The sequence below is a fragment of the Microbacterium sp. X-17 genome (assembly GCF_039615055.1).
The window spans coordinates 542,309-568,197 of the sequence record NZ_JBDHNI010000002.1 but is presented as its reverse complement, the minus strand read 5'-3'; the positions used below and the strand labels follow the sequence as shown (position 1 = coordinate 568,197).

Annotated in this window: 27 protein-coding genes; 13 read left to right on the top strand and 14 right to left on the bottom strand. The window is 72.1% G+C overall.

Annotated elements, in window-relative coordinates:
• Nucleotides 1–14 precede the first annotated feature (14 nt).
• Nucleotides 15–1,214 (top strand): MFS transporter, encoded by a 1,200-nt coding sequence (locus ABCS02_RS11155; RefSeq protein ID WP_345835705.1) that lies wholly within the window; start codon nucleotides 15–17, stop codon nucleotides 1,212–1,214.
• A 33-nt stretch (nucleotides 1,215–1,247) separates the two neighbouring features.
• Here the strand turns inward: ABCS02_RS11155 and ABCS02_RS11150 are convergent, their stop codons facing one another.
• The 9 genes from ABCS02_RS11150 to ABCS02_RS11110 all read right to left on the bottom strand — a co-directional run bounded on the left by ABCS02_RS11150 (nucleotide 1,248) and on the right by ABCS02_RS11110 (nucleotide 9,358).
• The gene (locus tag ABCS02_RS11150) at nucleotides 1,248–2,303 is read right to left on the bottom strand and encodes an alpha/beta fold hydrolase (protein ID WP_345835704.1); all 1,056 of its coding nucleotides are present in this window, start codon (nucleotides 2,301–2,303) and stop codon (nucleotides 1,248–1,250) included.
• 111 nt (nucleotides 2,304–2,414) lie between these two features.
• Nucleotides 2,415–3,833, bottom strand: coding sequence for an FAD-binding oxidoreductase (locus ABCS02_RS11145; protein WP_345835703.1), 1,419 nt, complete (start codon nucleotides 3,831–3,833; stop codon nucleotides 2,415–2,417).
• 19 nt (nucleotides 3,834–3,852) lie between these two features.
• A complete protein-coding gene (locus tag ABCS02_RS11140; protein WP_345835702.1) occupies nucleotides 3,853–4,845 on the bottom strand; it encodes an NAD-dependent epimerase/dehydratase family protein in 993 nt (330 codons plus the stop codon).
• Nucleotides 4,846–4,866: 21 nt separating this feature from the next.
• Entirely contained in the window at nucleotides 4,867–6,180 is a 1,314-nt protein-coding gene (locus ABCS02_RS11135) for an NtaA/DmoA family FMN-dependent monooxygenase (RefSeq protein ID WP_345835701.1), read from the bottom strand.
• Nucleotides 6,181–6,238: 58 nt separating this feature from the next.
• Entirely contained in the window at nucleotides 6,239–6,550 is a 312-nt protein-coding gene (locus ABCS02_RS11130) for an NIPSNAP family protein (protein WP_345835700.1), read from the bottom strand.
• Nucleotides 6,551–6,663: 113 nt separating this feature from the next.
• Nucleotides 6,664–7,329, bottom strand: a complete 666-nt coding sequence (locus ABCS02_RS11125; RefSeq protein WP_345835699.1) for a cyclase family protein — start codon at nucleotides 7,327–7,329, stop codon at nucleotides 6,664–6,666.
• Nucleotides 7,330–7,408: 79 nt separating this feature from the next.
• Nucleotides 7,409–8,011, bottom strand: coding sequence for a flavin reductase family protein (locus tag ABCS02_RS11120; protein ID WP_345835698.1), 603 nt, complete (start codon nucleotides 8,009–8,011; stop codon nucleotides 7,409–7,411).
• A 27-nt stretch (nucleotides 8,012–8,038) separates the two neighbouring features.
• Nucleotides 8,039–8,815 (bottom strand): alpha/beta hydrolase, encoded by a 777-nt coding sequence (locus ABCS02_RS11115; protein ID WP_345835697.1) that lies wholly within the window; start codon nucleotides 8,813–8,815, stop codon nucleotides 8,039–8,041.
• A gap of 177 nt (nucleotides 8,816–8,992) precedes the next feature.
• Nucleotides 8,993–9,358 (bottom strand): hypothetical protein, encoded by a 366-nt coding sequence (locus ABCS02_RS11110; RefSeq protein ID WP_345835696.1) that lies wholly within the window; start codon nucleotides 9,356–9,358, stop codon nucleotides 8,993–8,995.
• Between the two features lie 188 nt (nucleotides 9,359–9,546).
• Here ABCS02_RS11110 and ABCS02_RS11105 point away from each other — a divergent pair, with 188 nt between their 5' ends.
• Nucleotides 9,547–9,768: a hypothetical protein gene (locus ABCS02_RS11105; protein ID WP_345835695.1), complete on the top strand. Its 222-nt coding sequence runs from the start codon at nucleotides 9,547–9,549 to the stop codon at nucleotides 9,766–9,768.
• A 6-nt stretch (nucleotides 9,769–9,774) separates the two neighbouring features.
• Here the strand turns inward: ABCS02_RS11105 and ABCS02_RS11100 are convergent, their stop codons facing one another.
• Nucleotides 9,775–10,104, bottom strand: coding sequence for a hypothetical protein (locus ABCS02_RS11100; RefSeq protein ID WP_345835694.1), 330 nt, complete (start codon nucleotides 10,102–10,104; stop codon nucleotides 9,775–9,777).
• 117 nt (nucleotides 10,105–10,221) lie between these two features.
• On the opposite strand from ABCS02_RS11100, the gene ABCS02_RS11095 reads away from it, so the two are divergent.
• Nucleotides 10,222–10,554 carry an ATP-dependent DNA ligase gene (locus tag ABCS02_RS11095; protein WP_345835693.1) on the top strand — a complete coding sequence of 111 codons (333 nt, stop codon included), beginning with the start codon at nucleotides 10,222–10,224 and terminating at the stop codon, nucleotides 10,552–10,554.
• Here the strand turns inward: ABCS02_RS11095 and ABCS02_RS11090 are convergent.
• Nucleotides 10,494–11,690 (bottom strand): MFS transporter, encoded by a 1,197-nt coding sequence (locus ABCS02_RS11090; RefSeq protein ID WP_345835692.1) that lies wholly within the window; start codon nucleotides 11,688–11,690, stop codon nucleotides 10,494–10,496. The genes ABCS02_RS11095 and ABCS02_RS11090 overlap by 61 nt on opposite strands.
• A gap of 37 nt (nucleotides 11,691–11,727) precedes the next feature.
• Here ABCS02_RS11090 and ABCS02_RS11085 point away from each other — a divergent pair, with 37 nt between their 5' ends.
• Both ABCS02_RS11085 and ABCS02_RS11080 read left to right on the top strand, forming a co-directional pair.
• Nucleotides 11,728–12,108, top strand: coding sequence for a DUF202 domain-containing protein (locus ABCS02_RS11085; RefSeq protein WP_345835691.1), 381 nt, complete (start codon nucleotides 11,728–11,730; stop codon nucleotides 12,106–12,108).
• Nucleotides 12,105–12,440: a DUF202 domain-containing protein gene (locus ABCS02_RS11080; protein WP_345835690.1), complete on the top strand. Its 336-nt coding sequence runs from the start codon at nucleotides 12,105–12,107 to the stop codon at nucleotides 12,438–12,440. Before ABCS02_RS11085 ends, ABCS02_RS11080 begins: the two co-directional genes overlap by 4 nt.
• Nucleotides 12,441–12,528: 88 nt before the next feature.
• On the opposite strand, the gene ABCS02_RS11075 is transcribed toward ABCS02_RS11080, so the two are convergent.
• Complete coding sequence (locus tag ABCS02_RS11075) at nucleotides 12,529–13,677, bottom strand: ROK family transcriptional regulator (protein WP_345835689.1); 1,149 nt, start codon at nucleotides 13,675–13,677, stop codon at nucleotides 12,529–12,531.
• Nucleotides 13,678–13,761: 84 nt separating this feature from the next.
• Between ABCS02_RS11075 and xylA the strand changes: the two genes are divergently transcribed.
• The 7 genes from xylA (at nucleotide 13,762) to treZ (ending at nucleotide 24,373) form a co-directional block, all read left to right on the top strand.
• Nucleotides 13,762–14,952 (top strand): xylose isomerase, encoded by a 1,191-nt coding sequence (gene xylA / locus ABCS02_RS11070; protein WP_345835688.1) that lies wholly within the window; start codon nucleotides 13,762–13,764, stop codon nucleotides 14,950–14,952.
• A gap of 132 nt (nucleotides 14,953–15,084) precedes the next feature.
• The gene (gene xylB, locus ABCS02_RS11065) at nucleotides 15,085–16,392 is read left to right on the top strand and encodes a xylulokinase (protein WP_345835687.1); all 1,308 of its coding nucleotides are present in this window, start codon (nucleotides 15,085–15,087) and stop codon (nucleotides 16,390–16,392) included.
• A 137-nt stretch (nucleotides 16,393–16,529) separates the two neighbouring features.
• Nucleotides 16,530–17,207, top strand: a complete 678-nt coding sequence (locus ABCS02_RS11060; RefSeq protein WP_345835686.1) for a GTP pyrophosphokinase family protein — start codon at nucleotides 16,530–16,532, stop codon at nucleotides 17,205–17,207.
• Between the two features lie 313 nt (nucleotides 17,208–17,520).
• Nucleotides 17,521–18,009: a glutaminase gene (locus ABCS02_RS11055; RefSeq protein ID WP_345835685.1), complete on the top strand. Its 489-nt coding sequence runs from the start codon at nucleotides 17,521–17,523 to the stop codon at nucleotides 18,007–18,009.
• Nucleotides 18,010–18,060: 51 nt separating this feature from the next.
• Nucleotides 18,061–20,271 carry a glycogen debranching protein GlgX gene (gene glgX / locus ABCS02_RS11050; protein WP_345835684.1) on the top strand — a complete coding sequence of 737 codons (2,211 nt, stop codon included), beginning with the start codon at nucleotides 18,061–18,063 and terminating at the stop codon, nucleotides 20,269–20,271.
• A gap of 2 nt (nucleotides 20,272–20,273) precedes the next feature.
• Entirely contained in the window at nucleotides 20,274–22,634 is a 2,361-nt protein-coding gene (gene treY, locus ABCS02_RS11045; RefSeq protein ID WP_345835683.1) for a malto-oligosyltrehalose synthase, read from the top strand.
• Nucleotides 22,631–24,373, top strand: a complete 1,743-nt coding sequence (gene treZ, locus ABCS02_RS11040; protein ID WP_345835682.1) for a malto-oligosyltrehalose trehalohydrolase — start codon at nucleotides 22,631–22,633, stop codon at nucleotides 24,371–24,373. The genes treY and treZ overlap by 4 nt, the downstream gene beginning before the upstream one ends.
• A 9-nt stretch (nucleotides 24,374–24,382) precedes the next feature.
• On the opposite strand, the gene ABCS02_RS11035 is transcribed toward treZ, so the two are convergent.
• Entirely contained in the window at nucleotides 24,383–24,979 is a 597-nt protein-coding gene (locus ABCS02_RS11035) for a LysR family substrate-binding domain-containing protein (RefSeq protein WP_345835681.1), read from the bottom strand.
• A 33-nt stretch (nucleotides 24,980–25,012) separates the two neighbouring features.
• Between ABCS02_RS11035 and ABCS02_RS11030 the strand changes: the two genes are divergently transcribed.
• Nucleotides 25,013–25,399 (top strand): DUF1304 domain-containing protein, encoded by a 387-nt coding sequence (locus tag ABCS02_RS11030; RefSeq protein WP_345835680.1) that lies wholly within the window; start codon nucleotides 25,013–25,015, stop codon nucleotides 25,397–25,399.
• A 13-nt stretch (nucleotides 25,400–25,412) separates the two neighbouring features.
• On the opposite strand, the gene ABCS02_RS11025 is transcribed toward ABCS02_RS11030, so the two are convergent.
• Complete coding sequence (locus ABCS02_RS11025) at nucleotides 25,413–25,820, bottom strand: transferase (protein ID WP_345835679.1); 408 nt, start codon at nucleotides 25,818–25,820, stop codon at nucleotides 25,413–25,415.
• Nucleotides 25,821–25,889 lie beyond the last annotated feature (69 nt).

Genomic DNA, 25,889 nt, shown 5'->3' with positions numbered 1-25,889 from the left:
GTGAGGAGGGCGGGATGACGACCGGAGAACGGGTGCGGACGGCCACGGCCGGGTCGCGGCTGGCGCTCTGCCTGCTGTACGTCATCCCGGGCGTCTGGATGGCGACGTGGGTCACGCGCACCCCGGCGCTGCGCGATCTGCTGCACGCCTCGACGGCCGAGATGGGCCTCGTGATCGGGTGCTTCGCGGTCGGCTCCGGCTGCGGCATCCTCGTCTCCGGGCGGGCGGTGATGCGGTTCGGCGCGCGCCGGGTGATCAGCGTCGGCGCGGCGGGAACCGTGCTATCGATGCCGACGATCGCGCTCGCGGCCGCCACGGGACAGGCGTGGGGGATGGGGCTCGGCCTCTTCTTCCTCGGCGCGGGTCTCGGCGTGAGCGAGGTCGCGATGAACGTCGAGGGTGCGCTGTTCGAGCGCGCGTACGGCCGGCCGTTCCTCCCGCTTCTGCACGGCAGCTTCAGCCTGGGCACCTTCGCCGGGGCCCTCCTCGGGATCGCGGCCACGGCGCTCGGCATCCCGGTGGTGTGGCACATGCTGGTCGTCGTGATCGTCGGGGCACCCGTCCTCCCGTGGGCGCTGTCGCGGCTGCCTCCCGCCACGGGCAAGCAGCCGCGGCCGACGGCGCGGGCGCCGCGCGGGCGGTCGCCGTTCGCGGATCGCCGTCTCCTGCTGATCGCGGGCATCGTCATCGCCGTCGCGCTGGCCGAAGGCGTTGCGACCGACTGGCTCCCCCTGCTGCTCGTCGACGGCCACGGCGTCGACCCCGCCTCGGCGTCCTTCGTCTACGCGACCTTCGCGCTGTCGATGACGATCGGGCGGTTCGCCGGCGGCTCCGTGATCACCCGGCTCGGACGCGCCCCCGTGTTCGCGGTCAGCATCCTGTGCGCGATCGCCGGGATGGCGATCGTGATCTTCGCCTCGAACGTGGTGCTGGTCGGCTGCGGGGTCGTGATGTGGGGGATCGGCGCCTCCCTCGGCTTCCCCCTGACGATCTCGGCGGCCGGCGACACGAGCGACAATCCCGCCGCCGCCGTCGCGGTGGTCTCGACCATCGGGTACCTCGGCTTTCTCACGAGTCCCCCACTGCTGGGCTTCCTGGGCGACTCGTGGGGGCTGCGCGCGGCCATGCTGATCCCCCTAGCGCTGCTCATCGTGGCGCTCGCGCTCAGCCCCGTCCTGCGGGCACGGGAACGCCCCGTGGCCGAGTCCGAATGACTCCGCCACGGGGCGTTCCGTGCGTGCTCGCTCTCAGTCGCCGAAGCCGTGCGCGTCGAGCCACTCGCTCAGCAGGTCGGCGATCTGCAGGCTGTTGCGGTCGGAGAACGCGAAGTGCGTGTTCCCGGTGAGGCCGCGCTCGGTGAGGTTCAGCAGCTCAGCGTCGCCGCCGCGCGCCTGGAGAGTCTCGATGAACTGCGCGGCCCGCTGGTGCTCGGCCTCCGCCTCGAAGTGCCCCTTCGTGTAGTCGCCGAAGACGACCTGCACCGGGATCTGCGTGAGACGGTCGAAGTCGGCGTCCGGCACGAAGTCGGGGTCGACCCAGTTCGCCAGCTCCGGGATGTCGAACGCCAGCTCGGCCGGCGGCATCGACTCCGGGAAGGCGAACGGCGAGGTCTCGTAGGCGACGAGGCCGCGGATCTCCGACGACTTGATCGCCGCACGGTAGCCGTACGCGCCCGCGGTGGAGTGGATCAGGAGGATGCTGGGGCCGATGTCGTCGATCAGGCCCGCGATCGCGTCGCTGAACAGCTCGATGGTCTCCGGCTCGAAGCCGTCGGGGCCCGTGCTCGCGGTCACCTGGCTGAGGTACTGCTTGAGCGCACCCGGGGTCTGCGGGAAGGCCGCGCCCTCGTTGTAGACGGGCTCGCCGCCCGGCGCCCAGGTGCCGAGGCGGAACGACTCGAAGACGTTCTGGTCGGTGAAGAAGAACGCGCCCTCGTCGTCGGCCGACGCGATCGTGGTGCCGACCGATGAGGTGCCCGCGCGACCGCGACGGGGCTGGTCGACGATGAACACCGGGTAGCCGCGGCGCAGGAAGATCGAGTCGTAGCCCTCGCGCCCGTCGGGCGTCGTCTCCCACGTGCGACCGGTCTGACCGTAGCCGTGCCACATCACGATCGCGTGCTTCTTCGCATTCACGGGGATCTGGTAACGGACGTAACCGGTGTCGACGTGGACGGTCGAGCCGTCACTGCGCTCGACGACGGAGCCGGCGAAGGCGAAGCTGCCCTGCTCCTTGATGACGAGGGGTTCCTGAGAGTCGTCGACGGCGGCGGGGCGCGTCCAGTTCTCGGCGAAGAGGGTCACTGCTGGTCTCCTGAGATATCGTGTCGGCCGTCGTGGCGCCCAGGCGGGTGCGCTCGTGCGTGCCGTTGAACCGAATCTAGAGACGTGGGGCTCGTGGCGCTCCTGCTGAGTTCACTCAGTGGTCCCGGCCGCAGCGGGCGCGATGTTGGCGTTGCGACGGAAGAAGTTCGTCGGGTCCCAGACCGCCTTCAGAGCGGCGAGATCGTCGTATGTGCCGGCGTAGGCGCCGCGCGAGCGCTCCGGTGTCATCACGCTCACCCAGTTCACCGTGCCCGGGCTTCCGGTGCCCGCGGACGTGGCCCGCACGGCTCCGACGACGCCGGACGCCCAGCCCTGCTCCGCGTCCGTGTCGTCGAGGTGCGCGTAGTACGAGCCGGTGTGGATGGCCCACTGCGTCGGCACGCGGAGTCCGAGCGCGCTCGATCCGGCGTCGCCGCGCGCGATGGCGCAGGCCTCCGGATAGAGCTGGATGGCGCGCTCCGCGGTGCCGCCCTGGTCCTCGCCGACGGCGGCGAAGTCGGCGAAGAGCACGTCGAGCGCCTCGTTGGTGAGCGACGTGAGCACCTCGTCGTCCTCGGCCTTGAAGTCGCCGCGGTCGGCGATCATGTCCTCCATCGAGCCGTGCACGTCGAGGAACGTCATCTCGCGCACGTCGTCGAGGTCGGGCGGGATGGCGCGACGGATCTCGTCGATCTCGGCGGCCGCGGCCTCGGGAGTGCCGATGTGACACACGATGATGCTGATCCCGGGCTGGTCCACGAGCTCCGGCGCCACGCCACGCGACTCGCGTACCCATTCCATCGTGGCGTAGAACGCGAGGTCCTCCGAGGCGGTCTCGCGGAAGGCGCGCAGCCACTCGATCGCCGCACGTCCGCGCTCCCGCCCGACCCACAGCATCCCGCCGGCGAGCACCTTCGGCGGGATCGGGTGCAGGGCGATCTCCAGCGAGCTGACGACGCCGAAGTTGGCGGCGGCGCCGCGGATGCCGCGGAACAGGTCCGGGTGGCTCTCGGCCGAGACGTGGAGGATCTCGCCGTCCGCGGTGACCAGCTCCGCGCTGACGATGTTGTCGCAGCCCCAGCCGTGCTTCGGCGACAGGTAACCGAGACCGCCCCCGATGATCACGCCGATGCCGGGGGTCGAGTTGACCCCGAGCGCGGCGCCCATGCCCACGCGCGTCGCCTCGGCCTGCACGGCGCCCATGAGCGCGCCGCCCTGCAGACGCAGCGTGGCGCGCTCCGGGTCGGCCTTCACCTCGGCCATGAGCCCGAGGTCGAGCAGGAGCCCCTCGGTCGTGGCGAGGCCACCGGTGTGGTGGCCGCCGCCACGGATCGCGAACTCGAGACCGTTCTCGCGCGCGTACCCGATCGCCAGCGCGATGTCGGAGCTCGTGCGCGGTCGCGCGATCAGCTGCGGCGATCGGTCGAACCGGCGGTTGTAGCCGAATCGCCGCTCCTCGTAGCCGGCGTCGCCGGGGCGGAGGATCTCGCCGGTGAAGCCGGCGAGTGCGTCGGGGATGCTCGCGGTCATGGTGGTGCTCCCGTTCGGGTCAGGCCGTGGGCAGGCTGACCGAGTCCGTCCCGCGCAGGCGCTGGGCCGCCTCGATGTACGCGCGGATCGACGCGTCGATGTCGTACGCGGGCTCGTAGCCGAGCTCGGTGCGGGCGCGCGTGATGTCGGAGATCGTGTAGTAGGTCACGTCGTAGCCGTAGTAGTCCAGCCCCGGACCGATCTCGATGTCGGCGCCGGGGATCGCCCGGCGCACCGCCTCGGCGAACCCGTACAGCGAGGTCCCGACGCCGGTCGCGATGTTGTAGACCGGGCTCGGGACGCTCGGCGCCTCGAGGGCGGCGAGGATGCCGCCCACGACGTCGCCGACGAACATGATGTCGTCGATCTCGTCGCCGCCGCGCTCGATGACGGTCGGCTCGCCGGCCATCGCGTTCTCGAGGATGCGGCTGAGGAGGGCGACCTCACCGTGCCGGGCGAGCTTGCCGGGCGCGAGGATCGTGCCGAACCGCAGCGAGGCGATCTCGAGACCGTGCTCGCGGCGGTAGTTGGCCGCCATGCCCTCGGCGGCGAGCTTGCCCACGTCGTACGCGATCACCGGGTCGCACGTGTGGTCCTCGGAGATCGGCACGTAGGTCGGGTACGTGTGCGGACCGACGGGCACGCGGCCGTACGCCGACTTCGAGCTCGTGAACACGACACGGCGGATGCCGGCGAGCTTCGCGGCCTCGAACACGTTGACGGCGCCGAGGGCGTTGACGTCGAAGCCGAGGCGAAGGTCGGACTGGCAGCGCGGCGGCATGAGGGCCGCGAGGTGGACGATCGCGTCGATCCGCTCGTCGCGGAGGATCTCGACCATGCGGTCCAGATCCATGATGTCGGCGATCACGACCGGGAAGGATCCGGCCAGGTCGGGGAGCAGCGACGTGTCGTCGCGGGTCTCCAGCACGACGGGGACGTGCCCCTTCTCGAGCAGGGCCCGGGTGACCCACGAACCGTTGACGCCGAGGCCGCCGGTGACGAGAACTCTCATGTCTTCTTTACTCTCCGTGTCTCAATGCGCGGCCGGTGCGGCGCGCAGGTGCTGGCGGAACGTCCGACCGTTCACGCCCGGGTCGATGAAGCCCCGGCGCTGCAGGATCGGCATGACGGAGCGGGTGAACGCCTCGAACGTGCCCGGCATCTGGGTGGGGGTCACGATGAACCCGTCGCAGCCGTCGCCGCGGAAGTACTCCTCCAGCTGGTCGGCCACCTCTTCCGGGGTGCCGACGACCTGCGGGGTGAGGTCGCTCGTGGCGTAGCGGAACACGGCCTCGCGCAGTGTGAGCTTCTCGCGTCGGGCGCCCTTCACGAGCACGTCGAGCGCGCCGATCGACAACGCCTCGTCGGGGAGCGCGTCGGCGGGCTCGTCGAGCGGCAGGTCGCTGACGTCGACGCCGAGGTGGTTCTTGACGGTGGCGACCGCGACGTCCCACTCGACCAGGCTGTTGATGTACGCCTGCTTCTCGCGGGCGATCTCGGTCGTCTCGCCGATGATCGGGTCGACCGAGGTGAGGATCGAGAGCTCCTCGGGCGCGCGCCCATAGGCGGCGACGCGCTCCTTCATCTCGGCGTAGAACGCCTGCATGTCCTCCAGGTCGTGCTGCAGCGTGAACACGAGCTCCGCCCAGCGGGCCGCGAAGTCACGGCCGGCCGCGGACGAGCCCGCCTGCATGATGACCGGGTGTCCCTGCGGCGACGGGGGCGTCGAGTAGTAGCCGGATGCCGACACGTACTCGCCCTCGAAGGCGACCGGGCTGAGGGCGGAGGTGTCGATGAAGTGACCGGCCTCCTTGTCGGCCACGACGCGCGCGCCGTTCCAGGAGCTCCAGAACTCCATGCACAGCTCGAGGATCTCGTGTGCGCGCTGGTAGCGGGCCTCGCGGGGCGGAAGGCTCTCCTGGCTCATGACCTTGGCCTCGACGTCGTTCCACGAGGTGACGACGTTCCATGCGAGGCGGCCGCCGCTGATGATGTCGAGCGTCGACAGCGAGCGCGCGATCCCGTACGGCGGGACGAAGGTGGTGGAGACCGTGACCCCGAGCCCGATCCGCGAGGTGGCCTGCGCCATCAGCGCGATCAGCGGCAGCGGGTCGAGCAGGGCGATCTGGCCGCCCTTGTCGGCGATCGCGGTGTTGCCGAACGTGAGCGTGTCCGCGAGGAACAGCCCGTCGAACGAGCCGCGCTCCAGCGTGCGGGCGATCTCCTGCCACCACTGGGGGTCGAGCTGTGCGTTGACCGACTCGGGGTGACGCCACGCAGCGGTGTGGTGCTGCGTGGGGCCGGTCATGAGCATGGCGACGAACCGCATGTACCGGTCCGATGTCATCGGGAGTCCCTTCTGTGGCGCGAGGCGCCGTCGTTGCGTGGAGTGTGACGCAGCGCGCTCAGGCGGCCTGCGGCGGCCAGACCTGATCGATCACTTCGCTGAGGTCGGAGACGATCCCGCCGATGACGGGCTCGATCTGGGCCGACCACTCGGGGTCGGCCAGGTATTCGGCCTCGCGGGCACGCAGCTCATCGGCGGTGCCGGGGTACTCCACAGCCCACACGAACTGCTCGTTCACGTGGTCCGCGTAGGCGAAGACGACCGAGAAGCCGTAGCTCGCCCGCAGCGGCACGGCGCGCGTGGGGAAGTAGGGGAGGAACTCGGCGAGCGTGCCGGGGGCAAACTGGTAGCGACGAAGCTGGATGGCCATGATGTAGAGCCTCTCGTTCCGCGCGCGGTGGCCGATACATACCGAGGGCCAACGCTGCGGGCCGTCGATCGGCCGGATGTCCACCGATCGACGTGCAGTACCCGCGAGCGGCGTCAGCCGGCCGGCTCGATCGCGACGATGCGGGCCGGTGCGGCATCCACTCCGGCGAGCTTGACGGGCAGGCAGATGAGGAACGAGTCCGTCGACAGGGCGCCGAGGTTCACCATGCTCTCGCCGATGACGCAGCCGGCGGACAGCAGCGGCTCGTGCGCCTCGCGCATCTGCGTGTGCGAGGGGCCGGGCGTGTCGAGGCCCAGGAAGGTGATCCCGAGCGACGCGAGGTGCGCTGCCGTCTCGGGCGAGATCTGCGGCCACGGCTCCCAGTATTCCGGGGTGCCGGCCCGCGCGTCCCATCCCGTGCGCAGGATCACACGGCCCGCGGCGCGGATGCGATCGTCGTGCGCGGCGATGTCCTCGTGGGGGATCACGCCGCCGGGCACGTCCGGAGCGACGTCGAGCACCACCACGGGCCCGATCATCGACGGAAGCGACAGCGTCTCGCTCGTGGCCCCGCCCGCGAGGAAGTGGGCGGGCGCGTCGACGTGGGTGCCGAGGTGATTGAAGAGCTTCAGCTCCCACATCTCGAAGCCGTCGTCGTCGATCGTCGTGAGCGGTCGGAACTCGGGGCTGGGCTCGCCCGGGTACACGCCCATCTCGTCGGAGACGGGCATCGACAGGTCGATGATCCTCGCGGTACGCAGCGTCTCGGCGTCGATCACACCAGGACGCTATCCAGAACGTGCCGGTCGGTCGATGGCCAAAGGACGAACGCCTGCCGGCGCCGGGTGGCCGAGCCGCTCAGGAGATCTTGGAGTCCTCGCTGAGGCGGTGCCACGTGCGGTTGTGGTAGACGAGCGGCTGCGCCTCTGCGGCATCCGCCGCCGGGTCGCCGGCCGCCGGCGCCTTGGCCTCCAGGGCCTCGACGGCGACGACGGTCGAGTTGCCGGCCTCCATCTTGTTCACGATGCGACCGCGGATCCACGCGTGGGCCGCGGGGAAGTACGGCTCGCCCGTGGGCAGGCGGGTCCAGATCGAGGTGTCCGCGAAGCGGTCGATGCCGCTGGTCGCGCCGAGCTTGGCGATGTCGAGCTGGCCGGCGCCCAGGAGGTGGACGACGACCGTGTCCGCCTTGCGGATCGTCGGCGTCGACGACGACAGGTCGGAGATCGAGAAGACCAGGAGCGGCGGCTCGGCGCTGACGGAGAAGACCGAGGTCGCGGTGAGGGCGACGGGGCCGTCGCCCGCGTCGGCGGTGATGACCGCGACGCCGGCCGGGTGGTTGCGGAACGCGGCCTTGAACTCGTCTGCGCTCAGGTACTTCGCGGTCGGGTGGGGCAGCAGGGTGCCGGCGTGAACGACGTCGTCCGGCTCCTCGGCAGCGGGGAGGTCATGAACAGGCATGCGTTCGATTGTATCCAATCCGTGGCGTCATGACGTTCGATGACGGATCACGCGCGCGGTGGCCACCGGATCCACCCGGTGCATGACCGACTCCGGCACGATGACGAGCTCCGCCCCCTCGATCTCGGCCGCGAGGCGGGACGCGGCGGCGATCAGGATCGGGAACGTCTGCTCGCCCCGGAGTATGACCACGGGCGAGGTCACGGACAGGAGCGCCGCATCCGGCGTCGAAGCCTCGCGGACGAGCGTCGTGTCGTAGACCGTGGATTGGGCCAGCGGCTCCACGGCCGCGAACTGCTCGCTCGCCCGGAAGCTCGCCACCATCTCGGGCGGGAGCCCGACGCCCTCGAGCTGGAAGGTCGTGACGGCGTCGCCCAGGCGGCCGTCGTCGACGAGCTGCTGCAGCCGGTCGGCCAGGTCGGCGGCCGGCTCGTCGACGCCGAAGCGCAGGGGCGGCTCGGAGAGGAAGAGTGCGCGCATCGGGACCCCGCGCGAGGCCGCGAGGAGGGTCAGCACCGCACCCGAGGAGTGCCCGAGCACGATCGCGTCGCCACCGGCCGCCTCGATCACCGCCGCGAGGTCTTCCACCTCGCGCTCAGGCGTCGAGCCACGCGCGTCTCCGCTGCCGCCGCGGGCACGTCGGTCCCACGTGACGGCCCGGAACCCGACATCCGCGAGGGCGGCCGCGATGCCCGCCGCGTCGGCGCCGACGGAGAGTGCGCCGTTCACGATCACGACGAGCGGGCCCGCGCCCGTCTCCGAGTAGGCGATGCGCGTGCCGTCCGCCGAGGTCACCGTCTCCATGCCCTCACCCCACCACGCCCCGCCGACATCCGCCACCGTGGCTTGAAGGGCGGGGAGCGGAATGTCAACCCCCGCGGGGTGATCGAGGGCGCGGGTTAACGTGTGAGGGTGTCCGTGGTGTGGGCCACCCCCAGGGTTCGCACCACGGGCACCTTCGTGTCCGCGGGCGTCGGCCGCTCACGCGGCGGATGCCGTCATCCGCCCCACGAGGGCGTCGACGTCCTCGTCGGAGAGGTGCAGACCCGCGTCGACGAGGCGCTGCACGAGCACCGACCGCAGCCGCCTCGGCGATGCGCCGTCGAGGTCGGCGTGCGTCTGGATCACGATCCCGTCGATCTCCTCCTGGAGCGTGGACGCGTTCTGCGCGAGCCGCGGCAGATGCCGTGTGATGCTCCCGTAGGGGCGCTCCGGCTCCTTGCTGGCATCCCGGTCCGCGACGCGCTGATTGCGGTGCGCGACGCCCGGGTCCTCGTCCGGGCGGCTCCAGCTGGGTGCCGCGGGAACGAGCTGTGCTTCCTTCTGTCGAGCCTTTGATTCACGCATGGCTCTCGCCTCCGATCCGAGTGTCGGTCCGGGCCTCGCGCGGGGCCACTCCCTTGACAGGCGCCGTCGCGCGATGCGGAATATCGCGGCTACTCCGCGGTTGCGCGTCCGTCAACCCCGATGCGTCGGACGGCCCCGGAGAGCACCCTGTCCGCGGTGAAACGACGTCGCTCGAGGAAGGAGCGCTGATGTCGATCGACGCTCCCGCGTCCCCGCCGCCCATCGAGACGTGGTGGCCGTACGTCACGCTCGGCGCCCGGCACCGCATCATCCGGCGTCCGCTCGACCCGCTCGACCGGCGCGCGCGGGAGGAGATCGAGGCCGTCACCGGTCAGACGGTGGCGGCGGACGCCACGTTGACCGAGGACGATCGGGGATTCCTCTCGATGCTGACCGCGTCGGTGGAGTGACCGGCGTCAGGACTGCGGATCGGCCGGCTCCCCGCCGGCGACCTCTTCCGCGGCGAGGGTGATGCCGCCGGAGGTGTTCGCGGAGTTCGCCAGCTCCTCCATCCACTCCCGGCTGAGGTGCGGCTGCTCCGGCTCGTCGAACACGAAACGGAGCGCGATCGAGGGATGCAGCCAGATCGTGCTGCGGCCGCGCGGCTGATCCTCGGGGTGCGTCCAGGAGAGGGTGAAGCTCTCCCCGCGGCGCAGCTTCGTGGTGATGACCACCTTCAGATGAGCGAGTGCGCGGTCCTCGATATGGATCGGAGTCGCCGACCCGCCGTAGTAGATGGTTCCCACTCGTCCCACCCTACGCATGCGAAACCCGTGCGCGGCCGAGGCGAATCGGCGGGGGTGTCGTGGCACGATGCAAGACAGGGAACGTGGATCACCGAGACACCAGGCGGGAGTTCACCCATGGGGAAATTCATCTACGACGGGACGGTCAAGGTCGATTTCGAAGACCGGACCCTCGCACATCTGCAGGTCGTGATCGGCAACAAGCTGCGACGCAATGAGGCGTTCCACTTCACGTGGAAGGACGACACGAGCATCGGCGACGGACGCACCACGATCTGGGTGCATCCGCGCTGCTCGCTCGTGTACAAGTACTACGGCAGCCGGCGCCCGCAGCTGAATCTGGCGTGGCTCGACGCGCTCGCGCAGGTCGCGAACACGCCGGGCGGCCTCTATGTCGTGCCCGAGCCGACCGAGGGGGGCGCCGACGGGGCCGCCGACGAGCCGTACTGACGCGACGGTCGGAGCGCGCGGAGCGCGGGCAGCGCGAGCGCGAGGACGGCGGCGGGGATCAGGAACGCCCACGCCAGAGTCGGGCCGGAGCCCACGAGCCCGAGCAGCACGGCCCCCGCGACCGCGCCGCCGTAGTTGAAGAGGTTGACGCGGGCCATGACCTCGTCGCTGCGGGCCGGAAGCAGCTCGCCGGCTCGGCTGAACGCGAGCGGCACGAGCGCGCCGGCGGCGAAGCCGCTCAGTGCGAACCCCGCGATCGCAGCCGGGATCGAAGGAAGTACCGCGACCGCGACGAGGCCCAGGATGCCGAGGACGGCCGCGACGAGCGCCGTCCGCGCGCGGCCGAACCGCCGTGCCGCGGGATCGGACACGAGCCGCGCCACGAGCACCGCCACCAGGTACGCCGCGTATCCGAGCGGGGTGGTGCCGGGTGCGGCGTCGAGGCCGTCCGCGAGGTAGACGGTGCTCCACGCCGAGACGGCCGAGTCGACCGCGAACGCGGCGAACACGAGGGCGCCCACGATCCAGATCCCGGCCGCGGGCAGCCGCGGACGATCCGCGGCCCGGTCCTCGACGCGCCGCGCCGCGCGCTCGGACGAGAAGGCGCGAATGCCGACGGCCCCGACGACGAGAGCGACCGCGGCCGCCACGAGGATGGGCGACGTCGGGAGCAGCGTCGTGGTCAGAACGGCAGCCGTGATGACCGTGCCGACGATCGCGGCGGTCGTGTAGCTCGCGTAGAGCTTGCCGAACAGGGGCGCGTCCCGGTGGCGCTCGGCGATCGCGCCCTGCATGTTGTTGGCGGCATCCACGGTCCCGAGGCCGAGCCCGTAGCAGGCGATCGCGACGATGAGGATGCCGAGCGAGTCGGCGAACGCGGCGATCGCGAGGCCCACGACCTGCATCCACAGCCCGGCGACGAGCGCGACGCGGCTGTCGCGCCAGACCGCGATCGCGTCCGCGAGCAGCGACCCCGCCGCAGCCATGACGCACACGCCCAGCAGGAGGAGCGAGACGACCGTGTTGTCGATCCCGACGCGGGCCTTCAGAGTCGGCAGCGTCGTCACGACCGTCGCGTACCCGAGCCCCTGCGCGGCATACGCGGCGCCGACCGCGAAGCGGATGCTGCGCTGCATCCCGCGATCGTAGCGCGGCCCGGTATCGTCGGCGGGGATGGACGTCCACGACCCCCCGCCGCCGCCTCGCTTCCCGCGCTCGGTCTTCGGCACGGGCGCTGAGCCGGACGTGCGCTTCACGCTCGCGAACGAGCGCACATTCCTCGCCTGGAGCCGTACCGCACTCGCCCTCATCGCGGGAGGTGTCGCGCTCGAAGTGCTCGTCATCGGGATGCAGCCGGGGTTCCGGCTCGCGGCATCCCTCCTCCTGATCGCGGCCGGCGCATGCCTCCCTGTCGTCGCGTGGTTCGACTGGATGCACACCGAGCGGGCGCTCCGGCTCGGGCGGCCGCTGCCGCACTCCCCCCTGGGGATCGGGCTCGCGATCGTGATCGCGGTCGTCGGCGTGCTGGTCCTGTGCGCGGTGCTGGTGCAGTGAGCGCGCCCGAGCTGTTCGATCCGGGGCTGCAGCCGGAGCGCACGCAGCTGTCGTGGCGGCGCACCGCGCTGTCGATCGGCATCGGATCGCTCGTGTCGCTGCGCATCTTCCCGGAGGTGCTGGGCAGCGCGTGGGCGATGATCCCGGGCGTGCTCGGTCTGATCTTCGCCGGCTGGCTATGGACCGAGGGGCAGCGCCGCTACCGCGTCTTCGCGCGCAACATCGAGAACGGCCACGAGGTCAGCACCGGCGGGCGGGGACTGCTCGCGATCATGGTGTTCACCCTGGCCTTCGGGGCTCTCGCCCTCGTGCTCGTCGTCGCTCGCCTCTAGCCTTCCGCCGAGACTGCATGCGGGCTCCGAGGCTGCGGGTGCCGCCCGCGGTTTCGGAGCGCCGATGCGGTCTCGCGGAGGGTGGGGGTCAGCCGAGGGGGGAGGCGAGGAGGGGGGCGAAGGCGCTCTCCGCGGCGCCGATCAGCAGGCGGTCCGCGCGAAGCTCCGCCGAGCGGATCTCCAGGTGCTCGGCGGAGGCCGGCATGGTCTGCGCGCGGACCTCCGCGACGAGCTCGCCCAGGTCGCCCGCGACGATCGTGAGGAAGCCACCGAGGACGATCGCCGACGGATTCAGCACGTCGACGGCGTTCGCGAGGGCGGTCGCGAGGATGCGACGCTGGCGCCCCAGCTCGATGTCGACGGCGGGGTCGGATGCCGTGCTGACGAGCTCCCAGAGGGTGGTGTCGTCGGCGGAGGCGCGGCCGAGGGCCTGGAGGAGCCGCGCGCGGCTGACCTCGTCCTCCAGCACGCCGCCGGGCACTCGGCGGTCGGCGTCCGTCCCGATCCCCGGCCGGCTCTGGCCGAACTCGCCCGCGTAGCCGGCCGCGCCATGCACCGCGCGGCCCTGGACGATGAGGCCCCCGCCGATGCCGCTCGCACCGCCGTTGAGGTAGATGACGTCGTCGACCCCGCGGGCGGCGCCGTACAGGTGCTCGGCGAGGGCGCCGAGTGTCGCGTCGTTGCCCACGGTGACCGGGAGACCGGTCGCGTCCTCGACGAGCTCGCGCAGCGGGGCATCCGTCCATTCGAGGTGGGGCGCACGCCGCACGAGTCCGTCGGTGGCGCGCACGAGTCCCGGAACCGCGACCCCGACCGCGACCAGCCGGTCGCCGCGGAGCGTGCCCCGGCGCCACTGCGCGATCCGTTCCGCCGTCAGGCGCGCGGTCTCCTCCGGGGTGACGAGGTGCGCGACCTCGATGCGGGCGCGGGCCACGATGCTCTGGTCGAGGCGGACCGCGGCCAGCTCGACCGCGTCGACCTCGGGGTTCACGGCGATGGCCGCGATGCGCGGGTCGACCGAGACCACGGGCGACGGGCGGCCGACGCGGCGCGACGGGTCCGGCGCCCGCTCCTCGACGAGACCCTGCGCCACCAGCTCGGCGACGAGGTCGGCGATCGTGGAGCGGTTGAGCCCGGTCGCCTCGGTCAGGGCGGCGCGCGACTGCGGGCCCTGGAGGTGGACGCGACGGAGGATGCGCGACAGGTTCTGTCGCCGCACGCCGACCGTCTCGATCATGCCCCCACTGTACGGACCCGGCTCTGGACGAGGCCTTCCCGGCGGGTATACGTTGTGCTTAACAACATTTTGCGAGGGAGCATCATGGTCACGCCTACGCCCGCCGACAGGTTCACGTTCGGCCTCTGGACCGTCGGCTACAACGGCACCGATCCGTTCGGCGGCCCGACGCGTCCCCCGCTCGACGTCGTGCACGTCGTCGAGAAGCTCACCGAGCTCGGTGCGTACGGCCTCACGTTCCACGACGACGACCTCTTCGCGTTCGGATCCACGGAGGCCGAGCGACGGACCCAGATCGACCGGCTGACGCGCGCGCTGGCGGACACCGGGCTGAAGGTCCCGATGATCACGACGAACCTCTTCTCCGCGCCGGTGTTCAAGGACGGCGGGTTCACCTCGAACGACCGCGCCGTGCGCCGGTTCGCGCTGCGGAAGGTGCTCCGGAACCTCGACCTCGCCGCCGAGCTCGGGGCATCCACGTTCGTCATGTGGGGCGGCCGGGAGGGCGCCGAGTACGACAGCGCGAAGGACATCCGGGCGGCGCTGGAGCGCTACCGCGAGGCCGTCGACCTGCTGGGGCAGTACGTGACGGACAAGGGCTACGGCATCCGGTTCGCGATCGAGCCCAAGCCGAACGAGCCGCGCGGCGACATCCTCCTCCCCACCGTGGGGCATGCGCTCGCCTTCATCTCCTCGCTCGAGCGCCCGGAGCTCGTGGGCCTGAACCCCGAGGTCGGGCACGAGCAGATGGCGGGGCTGAACTTCGCGGCCGGCATCGCCCAGGCGCTGTACCACGGCAAGCTCTTCCACATCGACCTCAACGGCCAGCGCGGGATCAAGTACGACCAGGACCTCGTGTTCGGTCACGGCGACCTGCACAACGCGTTCGCGCTGGTGGATCTGCTCGAGAACGGCGGTCCCTCCGGGGGCCCGACGTACGACGGCCCGCGCCACTTCGACTACAAGCCGTCGCGTACCGAGGACGAGACCGGCGTGTGGGACTCGGCCGCGGCCAACATGCGCACCTACCTGCTGCTGAAGGAGCGCGCGGCCGCCTTCCGCGCCGATCCCGACGTGCAGGAGGCGCTCGCCGCTGCCCGCGTGCCAGACCTCTCCACCCCGACGCTGGCCCCGGGGGAGTCGTACGACGACCTCCTCGCGGATCGCACGGCCTTCGAGGACTTCGACCCCTCCCCGTACTTCGGCGGCAAGGGCTTCGGGTTCGTCCGGCTGCAGCAGCTCGCCACCGAGCACCTGCTGGGCGCCCGCGGCTGATGCCGTTGCCCGCGCTCGGCCCGCACAACTCCTGCACGCCGTGCGGATTCCCGGACGACGCACGGGCTGCGGCGTCCGGCAGACCTGGATTGCAGGAGTTGTGCGGGCGAGGCGCGGGGAGAGGATGACGGGATGACACTCGTGCTCGGGGTCGACTCCTCGACCCAGGCGTGCAAGGTCGTCGTGGTGGATGCCGCGACCGGCGCGGTCGTGCGGCAGGGGCGCGCGGCGCACCCGGGCGGCACCGAGGTCGATCCCGAGGTGTGGTGGACGGCGCTCCAGGCGGCGATCGCGGAGGCGGGCGGGGTCGGCGACGTCGCGGCGTGGGCCGTCGGCGGGCAGCAGCACGGCATGGTCGCGCTCGACGCGGAGGGATGCGTCATCCGGCCCGCGCTGCTGTGGAACGACACCCGCTCGGCGGGTGCCGCGCGCGACCTCGTCGCGGAGTTCGGGGCGGACGCCCTCGTGGAGCGCACGGGCCTCGTGCCGGTGGCGTCGTTCACGATCACGAAGCTGCGCTGGCTCCGCGACCACGAGCCCGAGCACGCCGCTCGCGTCGCCGCGGTCGCGCTGCCGCACGACTGGCTCACGTGGCGGCTCCGCGGCTTCGGCCCGGAGGGGGACGCGCCCCGGGGCCCGCGCCTCGAGGAGCTGGTGACCGACCGGTCGGATGCCTCCGGCGCGGGCTACTGGGATCCGGCGACCGGCGGTTACGACCGGGAGCTCCTGATCGCAGCGCTCGGGCACGACGCGATCCTGCCGCGGGTGCTGGGTCCGCGGGAGCACGTTCTGGACGCGGACGGCCGGCGCGTCGCCCCGGGCGCGGGCGACAACGCGGCCGCGGCGCTCGGGGTGGGCGCGCGGGTCGGGGACGTCGTGGTCTCGATCGGGACGAGCGGCACGGTCTTCGCGGTGAGCGCGCAGCGCACGATCGACCCGAGCGGCACGGTCGCGGGCTTCGCCGACGCCGACGGGCACTTCCTTCCGCTCGTGGCCACGCTCAACGCCGCGCGCGTGCTCGACGCGATCGCCGGCGTCCTCGGCGTCGATCACGACGAGCTGAGCCGCCTCGCGCTCGCCGCCGAATCCGGGGCGGGCGGCCTCACGCTCGTGCCGTACTTCGAGGGCGAGCGCACCCCGAACCTGCCCGATGCGACGGCATCCCTCACCGGGATGACCCTCGCCTCGACGACGCGGGAGAACCTCGCCCGCGCCGCGGTGGAGGGGATGCTGTCGGGCCTCGCCGCGGGCCTCGAGGCCTTGCGCGGCCTGGGCGTGCCCCTCGAGCGCGCGGTGCTGATCGGCGGGGGCGCCCGATCCGCGGCGGTGCAGCGGATCGCTCCGGCGATCCTCGGGCTGCCCGTGCAGGTGCCGGCGCCCGGCGAGTACGTCGCCCTGGGCGCCGCGCGCCAGGCGGCATCCGTCCTGTCGCCGGTCTGACCCGCTCGTCGAGACTCGGCATCCGCCGCGACACACGGTGGGAGCGCAGGAGTCTCGCCGCAGCGGCCGAGTCTCGCTCGGGGATTCGCGCGGTGCTTCACAGGCCCCTCGTATTCGGGCGGCCTAGCGTGGGGACCATGAGCCTTCCCGCCGCCGAGGACGAGGTGACCGTCTCACTCGCGCAGCTGCGCTCCACGCGCGACGAGTTGCAGCGTTTCCTGCTGGAGTACCGCTTCGGCCTCCAGGAGATCGAGACGAAGATCGCGATCCTCCGGGACGAGTTCCTGCATCTCCACGAGTACAACCCGATCGAGCATGTCTCGAGCCGTGTGAAGTCCGCGGACAGCCTCGTCGAGAAGGTCGGGCGCAAGGGCGTGGCATCCGACTACGCGTCGATCCGCGAGAACATCACGGATGTCGCGGGGGTCCGCGTGACCTGCAGCTTCGTCGCGGACACGTACCGCCTGTTCGACCTGCTGACGCAGCAGGACGACATCTCGGTGCGCCTCGTGAAGGACTACATCGCGCACCCGAAGGCGAACGGCTACAAGAGCCTGCACGCGATCGTCGAGGTGCCGGTCTTCCTGTCGACCGGCCGGGTGCAGGTGCCGGTCGAGGTGCAGTTCCGCACGGTCGCGATGGACTTCTGGGCGAGCCTCGAGCACAAGATCTACTACAAGTACGACCGGCAGGTGCCCGACGGCCTCCTCGCTGAGTTGAAGGATGCCGCGGACACGGCGGCCGAGCTCGACACCCGCATGGAGCGCCTGCACCGGCAGGTGCACGGCCCCGCGACCCACGCCATGTCCGTCTGACCCGCCCCCTCCCTCCGGCCCCCTCCCGCTGAGAACGCGCGTGTGTCACGTTCTGGGGGCATTTTCGTGACATACGCGCGTTCTCGCGGGGAGGTGGCCGGGCCTCGCCGGCCCGGGGAGGTGGCCGGGCCTCGCGGGGAGGTGGCCCGGGCCGCCCGGCGGGCGTCGGGCGTGAGGCACGGACGGGGCGGACGTACGCTGGGCGGGTGGGCGTGGGGGGGGGGTGGGCCTACCGCCCCCCACCACCCCCGGCGCCCCCCCCCCGGGGGGGTTGCCGGGGGGGGGGCGGCGGGGGGGGGGGGGGGGGGGGGGGGTGGAGGAGGTCGAAGACCTCCTCCACCACGCGCGGGCCCGCCTCGCGCGGGTGCCGCGCGAGGCGCTCGGCACCTGGCGGGACTCACGCCGCGTGCTGGGCTTCGGGCGCGGCGCGCGGATCGTGCCGGCGGGCGACGCCTGGCACCTCGGGGTCCTGCTGCTGACGGACGACGCGGCGCTCGCGACCGGGGAGATCCTCCGCGCGCGAGAGCCCGTGCCCCGGGGCTACGCCGCGCAGTCGCAGCGTGAACGCGCCGAGCGCGCGGAGGCCGCGTTCCGCGGCGGGTTCCCCGCGGGCGCGCTCGTGCACGTCGGGTGGACCCCGCTGGATCTCATCGCGCTCGACCGCGCCGGGGACGCCGGACCCCTCACCCTCCTCGGCGGGAGACCGGCCGTGCGCTGGAGCCGCGCGGCCGGCGCCATGCCCCTCGCGGACTACCTCGACGAGCGGATCTCCCTCGCCGGCTCTCCATCTCCGGGCGCGTAGCCTGCCGTTACGCGCACCCAATAGGGTGAAGCTCTGGTGAGGAGTCCGTCGATGCAAGCTTGGCCCGGATCCGCCTATCCGCTGGGCGCGACGTTCGACGGGAACGGCACGAACTTCGCCCTGTTCAGCGAGGGCGCCGAACGCGTGGAGCTCTGCTTCTTCGACGACGACGGCGCGGAGACCCGCGTCGAGCTCGTCGATGTCGACGCGTTCGTCTGGCATACATACATCTCCAACATCGAGCCCGGTCAGCGCTACGGCTACCGGGTGTACGGGCCGTACGATCCGGGTTCGGGGCGCCGGTTCAATCCGAACAAGCTCCTCATCGACCCGTACGCGAAGGCGGTCGAGGGCCAGACGGTCTGGGGTCAGCCGGTCTTCGGCTATGACCTCGACCAGCCCGACAGCCTCAACGCCGAGGACTCCGCGTCGCACGCGGCCAAGAGCGTCGTGATCAACCCCTTCTTCGACTGGGGCGGCGACCGTCAGCCGAAGACGCCGTATGCGGAGAGCTTCATCTACGAGGCGCACGTCAAGGGCCTGACGATGCGGCATCCCGGCATCCCGGAGTCGATCCGCGGCACGTACAGCGCGATCGCGCACCCGGCGATCATCGAGCACCTCAAGAAGATCGGCGTCACGGCGATCGAGCTCATGCCGGTGCACCAGTTCGTGAACGACGCGCGCCTCGAGGAGCAGGGCCTCTCCAACTACTGGGGCTACAACACGATCGCTTTCCTGGCGCCGCAGAACACGTACTCCTCGACCGGGCAGCTCGGCCAGCAGGTGCAGGAGTTCAAGGGGATGGTGCGCGCCCTGCACCAGGCCGGGATCGAGGTGATCCTCGACGTCGTCTACAACCACACGGCCGAGGGCAACCAGCTGGGTCCGACATTGTCGATGCGCGGCATCGACAATGAGGCGTACTACCGGCTCGACCAGAACGACAAGCGCTCCTACACGGACTACACCGGCACGGGCAACAGCCTCAACGTCGGCAATCCGCACACGCTGCAGCTCATCATGGACTCGCTGCGCTACTGGGTCCTCGAGATGCACGTGGACGGCTTCCGGTTCGACCTCGCCGCCACTCTCGCGCGGGAGTTCTACGACGTCGATCGCCTCGCCGCCTTCTTCGAGCTCGTGCAGCAGGACCCGGTGGTGTCGCAGGTGAAGCTCATCGCCGAGCCGTGGGACGTCGGACCGGGCGGCTACCAGGTCGGCAACTTCCCCCCGCAGTGGACGGAGTGGAACGGGCAGTACCGCGACACGGTCCGCGACTACTGGCGGGGCGAGCCGCAGGCGCTCGGCGAGTTCGCCTCCCGCCTCACCGGATCGAGCGACCTGTACGAGCACTCCGGGCGGCGGCCGGTGGCCTCCATCAACTTCGTGACGGCGCACGACGGCTTCACCCTCCGCGACCTCGTGTCGTACGAGCAGAAGCACAACGAGGCCAACGGCGAGGACAACCACGACGGCGCGAACGACAACCGCTCGCGCAACTTCGGCGTCGAGGGTCCGACGGACGATCCCGACATCCTCACGCGCCGCGCGCGTCAGCAACGGAACTTCATCGCGACGCTCCTGCTCTCGCAGGGCGTGCCGATGCTGCTGCACGGCGACGAGCTGGGCCGCACGCAGCGCGGCAACAACAACGGCTACGCACAGGACAACGACACCAGCTGGATCGACTGGGATGCGGTCGACCAGCCGCTCGTGGAGTTCACGGCGGCGCTGGCCCGCCTGCGCCGCGAGCACCCGACGTTCCGCCGGAGCCGCTTCTTCAACGGACGCCCGGTCCGCCGCGAGGAGGGGCGCGTCCCCGACATCGTGTGGCTGAAGCCCGACGGCACGCAGATGCAGCCGGAGGACTGGGACTCCGGGTTCGGGCGTGCGATCGGCGTGTTCCTGAACGGCAACGGCATCCGCGAGCGGGACCGGCGCGGCGGCGACATCACCGACGACCACTTCATCGTGCTGTTCAACTCCGGGGACGACGTGGTGGACTTCACCTTCCCGGACGTCGACTTCAGCCCCCGCTGGGACGTGCTGGTCGACACGGCCGGGGTGTACGCCAACACGCCCCCGATCGAGCCGGGGCGCACGCTCCCCGTGCACGCGTCGTCGCTGCTCGTGCTGTGCGAGCACCGGGAGCCCGAGCTCGAGGCCGACCACTCGGTCGCCGCGTCGCTCGCGGCGGCGCACACGACCGCGATCGACGAGGTGCCGGCCGCGGCCCCCCGCACCGAGCTGCCGCGGTAGCCATGCGCGTGCCCGCGTCGACGTACCGCCTGCAGATCCGCGCGTCGTTCGATCTCGACGCGGCCGCGCACGTCACCGGCTACCTCCACGACCTCGGCGTGGACACGGCGTACCTGTCGCCCCTGCTGACGGCGGCGGCGGGGTCCGACCACGGCTACGACGTCGTGGACCCGACACGCGTCGACCCGGCTCGCGGTGGCCGCGCCGGGCTCGAGCGCTTCGCCGCGGCCGCCCGCGAGGCGGGACTCGGCATCCTCGTCGACATCGTGCCCAACCACATGGGCATCGCCGCGCCGGCCGAGAATCCGTGGTGGTGGGACCTCCTGCAGCACGGTCAGGCGTCGCGCCACGCCGACGCGTTCGACGTGGACTGGGCGTACGGCGGAGGCCGCGTGCGCCTGCCGATCCTCGGGGACGAGCTCGACGCCGTGCTGGATCGCGGCGAGATCACGGTCGAGGCGGATGCCGGGGTGCTCCGCTACTTCGGGCACGTGTTGCCGCTCGCGCCCGGATCGCGGGACCGGCTGACGGATGCCGCGGATCCGGCATCCGTCCGGGCCGTGCTGGACCGGCAGCACTACGAGCTCCTGTTCTGGCAGCGCGAGGCGTCGGAGCTGAACTACCGCCGGTTCTTCGCGGTGTCGACGCTCGCCGGCCTCCGCGTCGAGGACCCGCGGGTCTTCGAGGAGAGCCACGCGGAGGTCCTGAGCTGGATCCGCGAGGGGCTCGTGGACGGGCTGCGCGTCGACCATCCGGACGGGCTCGCGGCCCCGGGCGAGTACCTCGAGCGGCTCGCCGCCGCGACGGGCGGGGCCTATGTCGTGGTGGAGAAGATCCTCGAGCACAGCGCGACGGCGCACCCCGAGGCGCTGCCGGCCTGGTGGGCGACGGCCGGCACGACGGGCTACGACGCGATGGCGGAGGTCGACCGCGTGCTCGTGGACCCGGCCGGCGAGGCGCGGCTCGACGCGCTCGACGTGCGTCTTCGGGGTGGCGCCGCGCAGACGTGGCCCGACCTGATCCACGCCACGAAGCGGATGGTCGTCGACACGCTCCTCGTGTCGGAGGTGCGCCGCCTCGCGCGCACGCTCCCGGTCGCCGTGCCGGACGCCGAGGACGCGCTGGCCGAGCTGCTCGCGTGCTTCCCCGTGTACCGCGCCTATCTGCCCGTGGGGCACGAGCACCTGGAGTCGGCCGCGGCCGAGGCATCCGCCCGCCGCCCCGAGCTCGCCGACGCGATCGCGACGCTCCTGCCGCTGCTGGCGGACACGTCGCTCGAGGTCGCCCGGCGGTTCCCCCAGACGACCGGTCCGGCGATGGCGAAGGGGGTCGAGGACACCGCGTTCTACCGCGCGACCCGGCTCGGCAGCCTGACCGAGGTCGGCGGGGATCCGTCCGTGTTCGCGCTGTCGGTGGACGGGTTCCATCGCGCGTTCGCGGCCCGGCACGCCTCCTGGCCGCACGCGATGACGACGCTGTCGACGCACGACACGAAGCGCGGCGAGGACGTGCGCGCGCGGCTGTCCGTGCTCGCCGAGATCCCGGACCGGTGGGCGGAGGTGCTCGACGCGCTCCGCTCCGTCGCGTCGACGGGGCACGGTCCGTTCGATGCGCTCCTGTGGCAGGCGATCGTCGGTGCCTGGCCGGCGTCGCGGGAGCGGCTGTACGCCTACGCGGAGAAGGCTGCGCGCGAGGCCGGCGAGGCGACGACGTGGTGGCGGCCCGATCCGGCATTCGAGGAGCGCGTGCACGCCATGGTCGAGGCGGCGCACGGGCCGGCGGCCGGGCTTGTGACCGCGTTCGTCGACGAGATCGCGCCCGCCGGATGGTCGAACGGACTGTCCGCGAAGCTCCTCCAGCTCGCCGGGCCCGGGGTCCCGGACGTGTACCAGGGGTCGGAGCTGTGGGAGACCTCGCTCGTCGACCCGGACAACCGCCGGCACGTCGACTTCGCCCGGCGCGCGCGGATGCTCGCGGGCCTGGATGCCGGGATGCTCCCGCCCATGGATGCCTCCGGCGCCGCGAAGCTGCTCGTGACGTCGCGGGCGCTGCGGCTGCGACGTGACGCGCCGGGGCTGTTCACGCGCTACACGCCGCTGCCGGCCGCCGGCGCGGCATCCGGGCACGTCGTCGCGTTCGACCGGGGCGGGGCGATCGCGGTCGCCACGCGCCTCCCGGTGGGCCTCGCCGCCCGCGGCGGCTGGGGCGACACGGTCGTTCTGCTGCCGCCCGGCGCCTGGCGCGACGCCCTCACGGGCGCCGTGCACGCGGGCGGCCCCGCGCCTCTGGCCGCGCTGCTGGCGCGGTATCCGGTGGCGCTGCTCACCCGCGAAGTCTCGGACGCGGAAGGAGGACTCGCATGATCGAGGTGTGGGCGCCGCGGGCCGAACGCGTGCGGGCGCGGCGGCCGGGCCGGGCGGATGCCGAGCTCGCGCGGGACGCCGCCCGCGACGGCTGGTGGACGGCGGATGTCGTGCTCGCCGACGGCGACGAGTACGGCTTCGTGCTCGGGGACGGCGACGTGGTCCGGCCCGATCCGCGGTCGCGCCGGCAGCCGCGGGGCGTGCACGAGGCATCCGCGTACTTCGATCCGGACGCGTTCGCGTGGACGGATGCCGCGTGGACCGGCCGGCAGCTCGCCGGTGCGGTCGTCTACGAGCTGCACATCGGGACGTTCACGCCCGAGGGCACCCTCGACGCCGCGATCGGGCGGCTCGGTCACCTCGTCGACCTCGGCGTGACGCACGTCGAGCTGCTGCCCGTGAACGCGGTCAACGGCGAGTGGAACTGGGGCTACGACGGCGTGCTCTGGTACGCCGTGCACGAGCCCTACGGTGGGCCGGCCGCTTATCAGCGCTTCGTCGACGCGGCGCACGGCCTTGGGCTCGCGGTGGTGCAGGACGTCGTCTACAACCACCTCGGTCCGTCCGGCAACTACCTGCCCGAGTTCGGCCCGTACCTCCGCGATGTCGCGCGCAACACGTGGGGCCTGTCCGTCAACCTCGACGAGCCCGCCGTGCGCGCGTTCATCGTCGAGAACGCCCTCCTGTGGCTGCGGGACTTCCACGTCGACGGGCTCCGGCTGGATGCCGTGCACGCGCTGCACGACGAGCGGCCGGTGCACATCCTGCGCGAGCTCGCGGAGGCGACGGATGCGCTGTCCGCGCATCTCGGCCGACCGCTCGCGCTCATCGCCGAGTCCGACCTCAACGACCCGACGCTCATCCTGCCGCGCGAGGCGGGCGGGTACGGGCTCACCGCGCAGTGGAGCGACGACTACCATCACGCGCTGCACGTCGCCACGACCGGGGAGACGGTCGGCTACTACGAGGACTTCGGCGCCGCCCGCGCCCTCCCCAAGGTCTGGACCGGCGGCTTCTTCCACGACGGCACGTACTCGTCCTTCCGGGGGCGCGACCACGGGCAGCCGATCCCCGCGGCCGTCCCGGCGTGGCGGCTCGTGACGTTCGCTCAGGACCACGACCAGATCGGCAACCGCGCGATCGGCGATCGCCTCAGCCAGGCCCTGAGCTACGACCGGCTCGCCGTCGCGGCGGTGCTGGCGCTGACGACGCCGGGCACCCCGATGCTGTTCATGGGCGAGGAGTGGGGGGCCTCCACCCCGTGGCAGTTCTTCACCTCGCACCCCGAGCCCGACCTCGGCGAGGCGACCGCGAAGGGGCGGATCGCGGAGTTCGCACGGATGGGGTGGGATCCCGCGGTCGTGCCCGATCCGCAGGATCCCGCGACCTTCCACCGCTCGAAGCTGGACTGGGCCGAGCGCACCGAGGGCGATCACGCGCGGCTCCTCACCCTGTACCGCGCGCTCATCCGCCTGCGGCGCGTGCGTCCGGAGCTGACGGATCCGTCGTTTTCGGCGCTCGCGGCAGAGATCGTGGTGGATGCCGCGGATCCGTCGCGTCGTGCGTTCGCGCTGCACCGCGGCCCGCTGTCCGTGCTCGTGAACCTGACGCCCGGGTCCGTGTCGTTCCCCGTGCACTCCGGGGCCGAGGTGCTGCTCGCGACCGCCGCCGTGCCCGTACCCGCCGGTGGCGCGGTGGCCCTCCCCGCGGACTCCGCCGCCGTGGTCGCCCCCGCCTGATCCCCGGGGTCAGCGGCGTGAGGAGTTCGCCGTGCGACCTCGGACGATGCCCACGAACGCCTCCACCTCGGGGGTCGTGCGGTCGGCGAGCCAGGCCAGGGCGACGCCCGAGACCGGTCCCTCGCGGAGCGGGCGGTACTCCACGTCGCGGCGGTGGTGCAGGCGCGCGAGCGACATCGGCACGATCGTGACGCCGACGCCGGCGGCGACCAGCTCGATCGCGTCCCCCGCGCTCGCGGGGGGCTCGAACGCCGGCGTCGCCGCCTCCGGGACGTGCGCGCCCAGCACGTCATCCGCGGGGACGATCAGCACCTCGCCGGCGAGGTCCGCGGCATCCAGCTCATCCACCGCGAGGAGCGACGAGTCGATGGATGCCACCACGACGGGGCGCTCCTCATACAGCGGGATCACGTGCAGCGCGCCCTTCTCGACCGGCTGCCGGACGAGCGCGGCGTCGACGCGGCCCTCGAGGAGCGCGGCGACCTGGTCGGCCACGGTCAGCGGGACGAGCTCGAGCGGGATCCGCGGCATCCGCTCCCGCCAGGCGTCGATCCATCGGCCGGGGGTCGCACCGGGGATCGCACCGAGCACGAAGCGATCCGCCATGGGTCCAGGCTATCCGCGCGGTATGGTCGGGCCATGATCATCGCCATCCTCGCGAGCGTGTTCGGCGCGGCGGCAGCGCTCCTGCACGTCTACATCTTCGTCATGGAGAGCGTGCAGTGGACGCGGCCGGCCGTCTTCCGGCGCTTCGGCGTGCCCGACCGCGAGACGGCGGACACGCTCCGCTCGATGGCGTACAACCAGGGCTTCTACAACCTGTTCCTCGCGATCGGTGCGGCGCTCGGCATCATCCTCTTCTGGGCGGGAACGGATGCCGCGGGCAAGACCCTCGCGCTGTTCAGCCTGCTCGCGATGGTCGCGGCCGCGGTCGTGCTGCTCACGACCGGCGCCCGCTACCTGCGCGCGGCCCTCATCCAGGGCACGCTGCCGCTGATCGGCGCGGTGCTGTTCCTGTTCGCCTGATCAGGCGGCAGGGTCAGGCGGCGAGCCAGAGGCCGCGGCGGTCGGTCGCGACGCGTTCGCCGTCGCCGATCGTGACGTCGTCGCCGATGAGCGAGGCGGCCGCCACTTGCGCGTCGCGCCCCACCTGCGTGCGGACACCGATCCGGGCGCCCGCGCCGATCGCGGCGTGCCGGCCGACGTGCGCGTGCGGGGCGATCTGCGCCTCCGGGCCGATCACGGCATCCGCCTCGATCCAGGCCCCGGCGCCCACGTGGGCGCCGGCGGCGATCTGAACTCCCGGTTCGACATACGCGCCCGCCTCGATGGTCGCGGTGGCGTGCACCTTCGCGCCGTGCGCGATGAGGCCCCGCCCCTTGGCGTGCTTGCGGTACCGCAGCGTCTCGCCGCGGTCGTTCTCGATGTCGACGTAGTTCTTTCCCACGATGTCCTCCGACGGGCGGATTGCCCTGACGTTGTGCCTAACACTCGCGCACCCGGATCCATTCCCGGG

Bases quoted from the DNA above. Each gene is read 5' to 3' on its own strand.
- treZ (WP_345835682.1), top strand. From the start codon at position 22,631: ATGATCGAGGTGTGGGCGCCGCGGGCCGAACGCGTGCGGGCGCGGCGG.
- ABCS02_RS11030 (WP_345835680.1), top strand. From the start codon at position 25,013: ATGATCATCGCCATCCTCGCGAGCGTGTTCGGCGCGGCGGCAGCGCTC.
- glgX (WP_345835684.1), top strand. From the start codon at position 18,061: ATGCAAGCTTGGCCCGGATCCGCCTATCCGCTGGGCGCGACGTTCGAC.
- ABCS02_RS11085 (WP_345835691.1), top strand. From the start codon at position 11,728: ATGGACGTCCACGACCCCCCGCCGCCGCCTCGCTTCCCGCGCTCGGTC.
- ABCS02_RS11145 (WP_345835703.1), bottom strand. From the start codon at position 3,833: ATGACCGCGAGCATCCCCGACGCACTCGCCGGCTTCACCGGCGAGATC.
- ABCS02_RS11120 (WP_345835698.1), bottom strand. From the start codon at position 8,011: ATGCCTGTTCATGACCTCCCCGCTGCCGAGGAGCCGGACGACGTCGTT.
- xylB (WP_345835687.1), top strand. From the start codon at position 15,085: ATGACACTCGTGCTCGGGGTCGACTCCTCGACCCAGGCGTGCAAGGTC.
- ABCS02_RS11115 (WP_345835697.1), bottom strand. From the start codon at position 8,815: ATGGAGACGGTGACCTCGGCGGACGGCACGCGCATCGCCTACTCGGAG.
- ABCS02_RS11035 (WP_345835681.1), bottom strand. From the start codon at position 24,979: ATGGCGGATCGCTTCGTGCTCGGTGCGATCCCCGGTGCGACCCCCGGC.
- xylA (WP_345835688.1), top strand. From the start codon at position 13,762: ATGGTCACGCCTACGCCCGCCGACAGGTTCACGTTCGGCCTCTGGACC.
- ABCS02_RS11140 (WP_345835702.1), bottom strand. From the start codon at position 4,845: ATGAGAGTTCTCGTCACCGGCGGCCTCGGCGTCAACGGTTCGTGGGTC.
- ABCS02_RS11155 (WP_345835705.1), top strand. From the start codon at position 15: ATGACGACCGGAGAACGGGTGCGGACGGCCACGGCCGGGTCGCGGCTG.
- ABCS02_RS11075 (WP_345835689.1), bottom strand. From the start codon at position 13,677: ATGATCGAGACGGTCGGCGTGCGGCGACAGAACCTGTCGCGCATCCTC.
- ABCS02_RS11090 (WP_345835692.1), bottom strand. From the start codon at position 11,690: ATGCAGCGCAGCATCCGCTTCGCGGTCGGCGCCGCGTATGCCGCGCAG.
- treY (WP_345835683.1), top strand. From the start codon at position 20,274: ATGCGCGTGCCCGCGTCGACGTACCGCCTGCAGATCCGCGCGTCGTTC.
- ABCS02_RS11130 (WP_345835700.1), bottom strand. From the start codon at position 6,550: ATGGCCATCCAGCTTCGTCGCTACCAGTTTGCCCCCGGCACGCTCGCC.
- ABCS02_RS11110 (WP_345835696.1), bottom strand. From the start codon at position 9,358: ATGCGTGAATCAAAGGCTCGACAGAAGGAAGCACAGCTCGTTCCCGCG.
- ABCS02_RS11060 (WP_345835686.1), top strand. From the start codon at position 16,530: ATGAGCCTTCCCGCCGCCGAGGACGAGGTGACCGTCTCACTCGCGCAG.
- ABCS02_RS11105 (WP_345835695.1), top strand. From the start codon at position 9,547: ATGTCGATCGACGCTCCCGCGTCCCCGCCGCCCATCGAGACGTGGTGG.
- ABCS02_RS11095 (WP_345835693.1), top strand. From the start codon at position 10,222: ATGGGGAAATTCATCTACGACGGGACGGTCAAGGTCGATTTCGAAGAC.
- ABCS02_RS11135 (WP_345835701.1), bottom strand. From the start codon at position 6,180: ATGACATCGGACCGGTACATGCGGTTCGTCGCCATGCTCATGACCGGC.